Source organism: Streptomyces sp. NPDC051172, from assembly GCF_040682555.1.
Lineage (GTDB): Bacteria > Actinomycetota > Actinomycetes > Streptomycetales > Streptomycetaceae > Streptomyces.
In genome coordinates, this window is sequence record NZ_JBFBBE010000249.1 from 1 (window position 1) to 4,443 (window position 4,443).

2 protein-coding genes are annotated in these 4,443 nt (G+C 74.5%); both read right to left on the reverse strand.

Annotated elements, in window-relative coordinates; translation table 11 throughout:
• The coding region (locus AB0N07_RS49790) for a beta-ketoacyl synthase N-terminal-like domain-containing protein (protein ID WP_365847469.1) at positions 1-269 on the reverse strand (269 nt) is incomplete at its 3' end.
• A gap of 22 nt (positions 270-291) precedes the next feature.
• A partial coding sequence (locus tag AB0N07_RS49795; protein WP_365847471.1) for a type I polyketide synthase occupies positions 292-4,443 on the reverse strand: 4,152 nt, incomplete at its 5' end.

A 4,443-nucleotide genomic window follows, 5' to 3' on the forward strand; every position in this document is an offset into this window, starting at 1 on the left:
CGATCAGGATCCGCATCGAACAACGCCTCCAGATCCCACCCCCGATCCACCGGAAACCCCGACACCCCCTCCCCACCCGCAACCACCAACTCCCACAACCCCTCCGGCGACACCACCCCACCCGGCAACCGACACGCCATCCCCACCACCGCAACCCCCTCACCGGCGCGGGCCTGGAGGGTGTGGTTCTCCCGGCGCAGACGGGCGGTCTCCTTCAGGGCGTCGCGCAGGGCCGCGACGACTTCCTGGTTCGCTGGCGCGTGGGTCATGACTTCCCTCTCCCGGTCCTGGTCAGGGCTCGATGCCGTGGCGTGCCATGCGGACGAGGTCCGCCACGTCCATGGCGTCGATCAGGTCGTCGTCGGTGTCGCTCGCGGTGGGTGGTGGTGACGGCTCGTCGTCCTGGGCCGGGCGCAGCTCCGATTCGAGCCAGGCGGCCAGGTCGGCCGGGCTGGGCTGGTCGAAGACGACGGTCGGTGACAGTCGCAGGCCGACTGCCTTGCCGAGCCGGTTGCGCAGTTCGAGGGCGCTGAGCGAGTCGGCGCCGAGTTCCTTGAACGAACGGCGGACGTCGACCGCGCGGGCGTCGTCGTGGTGCAGTACGGCTGCCGTCTCGGCCCGTACGAGAGTGAGCAGTTCCTTCTTGCGGGCGTCGGTGTCGAGGCCGGCCAGCCGGTCCGCGAGGCTCCGGGTGTGCCGGGCGGTGGGCTCCGTGCCCGGTTGCGTCGCGGCTCGGGACCGGACGAGGCCGCGCAGCAGGGGCGGGGCCGCGGGTCCGGCGGCTCGCAGCGCGGCCGTGTCCAGGGCGAGCGGGACGAGGGCCGGTTCGGGGCGGGCCAGTGCCGCGTCGAGGAACCGCAGACCCTGCTCGGGGTCGAGAAGTCGTATGCCGGCTCGGGTGAACCGGCTGAGGTCGGCCGGACCGAGCTGGTCGGCCATGCCGCCCTCGGCCCAGGGCCCCCAGGCCAGGGAGGTGGCCGGCAGGCCGAGGGCCCGGCGGTGGTGGGCCAGGGCGTCGAGGAACGTGTTGGCCGCGGCGTAGTTGGCCTGTCCGGCGCCGCCCAGCAGCCCCTGGATCGAGGAGAAGACGACGAAGGCGTTCAGGTCCAGTGCGCGGGTGAGGTCGTGGAGGTGCCAGGCCGCGTCGGTCTTGGGCCGCAGAACGGTGTCGAGCCGCTCGGCGTCCAGATCCTCGACGACGCAGTCGTCGAGGACGCCGGCGGCGTGGACGACCGCCGTCAGCGGGTGCTCGGCCGGGACGGTCGCGAGCAGGCCGCCGAGTGCCGTGCGGTCCGCGGTGTCACAGGCGGCGAGCGTCACCTGAGCGCCCAGTTCGGTGAGGTCCGCGTGCAGCCCGGCGGCGCCGGGGGCGGCCTCACCCCGGCGGCTGACCAACAGCAGGTGGCCCACGCCGTGTGCGGTGACGAGGTGGCGGGCGACCCGGGCGCCCAGCGCTCCGGTCGCGCCGGTGATCAGCACGGTGCCGTCCGCGCGCCATGCCGACGGCGCGGGTGCGGCGGCGGCACGCGTCATTTTCGGCGCGAGCAACGCCCCGCTGCGCACGGCGAGTTGGGACTCGCCGGACGCGCCGAGCACCGCCGCGAGGGTCCGGGGCGTGAGGGGTCCGGCGTCGAGGTCGAGCAGGGCGAAACGCTCGGGGTGTTCGGTCCGTGCCGATCGCAGCAGGCCCCACACCGGGGCATGGGCGAGGTCGGTCACGTCCTCGTCCGGCCGGGTGGCCACCGCGTTCCGCGTGACGACAACGAGCCGCGAGCCGGCGAACCGCTCTTCCGCCAGCCACTGCCGGACCAGCGTCAGAGCACGGGCGGCGGCGGCCCGGGCCCGGTCGGCCACGTCGGTCTGGTCGCGTTCAAACGTCCCCGGCTCGTCGGCGAGGTACGCCAGGACCACCGCCGGTGGTTCGACCGGCAGGCCCGCGAGTTCCGCGTGGACGGGAAGATCGACGTCGGCCCAGCCGACCTCACCGATGATCGCGCAGGACGGCCGCACCGTGTCGTCACCCCCGCTCGCGGCGGCCGGAAGCGGTGACCAGTCCATCCGCAACAACGGTTCCCGCCGCCCCGTCGTGAGCTGCCCGGCGTCCACCGGACGCCTGGTCAGGGCGGCGATCGAGGCGATGAGCCGTCCGGCGCCGTCGGCGAGGTCCAGGGTGACCGTGTCGGGGCCGGCGGGTGCCAGGCGGACCCGGGCCGCCTGCGCACCGGGAGCTGCCAGGCGGACACCGGTCCAGGCGAAGGGCAACCGCGTGGTGTCGTCCCCGGGCAGCGCGCCCAGTTCGATGGCGTGCAGGGCGGCGTCCAGGAGAGCCGGGTGCAGCCCGTATCCGTCGCCGTCGGCCTGCTCCGGTACCTCCAGTTCGGCGAAGACCTCCGTACCGCGCCGCCACGCGGTGCGCAGTCCGCGGAACGCGGGGCCGTATCCGAATCCCTGGTCGGCGAGTGCCTCGTACCGGCCGGCGAGGTCCACCGGTTCGGCGCCGGACGGCGGCCAGGGCTCGGCGAAGGCGGCGCCCGCCGGTGTGGCGGGTGCGGTCGGGGCGACGACTCCCGAGGCGTGCAGGGTCCATTCGACGTCGGCGCCGGATCCGGCGGGCCGGCTGTGCACGGTGACCGTGCGCCGTCCGCCGGCGTCGCTGCCGGCCGCGTGAATCTGGAGCTCCACGGCACCGTCGTCGGGCAGTACCAGGGGCGCCTGCAGCGTCAGTTCCTCCAGCTCCGGGCAGCCGGTTTCCCGGCCGGCGTGCAGGGCCAGCTCGACCAGCCCTGCGCCGGGGAACAGCGCGGTGCCCAGCACCAAGTGGTCGGCGAGCCAAGGGTGGGTGAGCAAGGACAGCCGGGCGGTGAGGACGAGCGTGTCGGAGTCCGCGGGGCGTACGGCGGCGCCCAGCAGGGGGTGGCCGCCCGTGGCCAGGCCCAGGCCCGTGGCATCCGCCGGGCGGGCCGTGCCGGCATGCTCCCAGTAGCGCCTGCGCTGGAACGCGTAGGTGGGCAGTTCGATGCGCCGGGGCCGGTGGAGCTCGTACACGGTGGTCCAGTCGGGGACGACACCGCGCACATGGAGCCGTGCGAGCGCCTCGGCTACGGTCCGCTCCTGGGCGTGCCCGCGACGCAGCAGCGGGACGAACTCGGCCGGTTCACCGTCATCGCTCAGGCAGTCACGGCCCATGGCGGTCAGTACGGCATCGGGGCCGATCTCCACGAACGTGGTCACCCCGTCCGCGCGCAGCCGGCACACCGCGTCCGCGAACCGTACGGTCCGGCGGGCGTGCCGGGCCCAGTACTCCGGGCCCAGCGCGTCCGCCGTGTCGAGTGGCGCCCCCGTCACGGTGGACACGATCGGCAGGGCGGGAGCCGCGAAGCCCAGCCGGGCGGCCGCCCGGGTGAACTCGGCGAGCATGGGGTCCATCAGATGCGAGTGGAAGGCGTGGCTCACCCGCAGCCGTCGGGTCCGGCGCCCGCGGGCGGCGAGCGAGTCGGCGATGTGCGTGACCGCGTCCTCGTCGCCGGACAGCACACAGGAGAGGGGGCCGTTGACGGCGGCGATCCCGGCCCGCCCGTTCGCTTCCGCGAGCAGTTCGGCGACCTCCTCCTCGGCCGCCTGGACGGACACCATGGCCCCGCCCTCGGGCAGGGCGTCCATCAACCGTCCCCGCTGTCCGACGAGTTCGACCGCATCGGCGAGGGACATCGCCCTGGCCGCGTGGGCCGCGGCGATCTCTCCGACGGAGTGCCCGGCGAGCCGGTCCGCTCGGATGCCGAAGGTCTCCACGAGCCGGAACAGGGCGACTTCGAAGGCGAACAGGCCGGCCTGGGTGAAGACGGTCCGGTCCAGCAGCGCGGCCTCGGCCGAGTCCGGTTCGGCGAAGACGACGTCCCGCAGCGGGCGGCCCAGGCGATCGCCGAAAGCGTCGAAGACCTCGTCCAGGGCGGTGGCGAAGGCCGGGAAACGGGCGTGCAGTTCGCGGCCCATGCCGGCGTACTGGCTGCCCTGCCCCGTGAAGAGGAAGGCGGTGCGGCCCGGCACGGGGGCGCCCTGCACCGTGCGCGAGGACGGGCTGCCGTCCGCGAGTGCCTTGAGGTCGGCCAGCATCCGGTCCCGGTCGTCTCCGATGACGACCGCGCGGTGGTCGAGGGCGGCGCGGGTGGTGGCGAGGGCATGGCCGATGTCGGCCGGCCGCGCCGCAGAATCGGCTTCCAGGTGCGCCAGCAGCTTGCGCGCCTGGGCGTGCAGTGCCGCTTCGGACCGGGCGGAGAGCGGCCACAGGACGGTGCCGTTGGGCTCGGCGCCCGAGGGCGGCTCCCCCTCGGTGAACTCCTCCTCGGTGAACTCTTCGAGGATGACGTGGGCGTTGGTGCCGCTGATCCCGAACGAGGACACACCCGCACGACGCGGCCGCCCGGCACCGGCCGGCCACTCACGCGC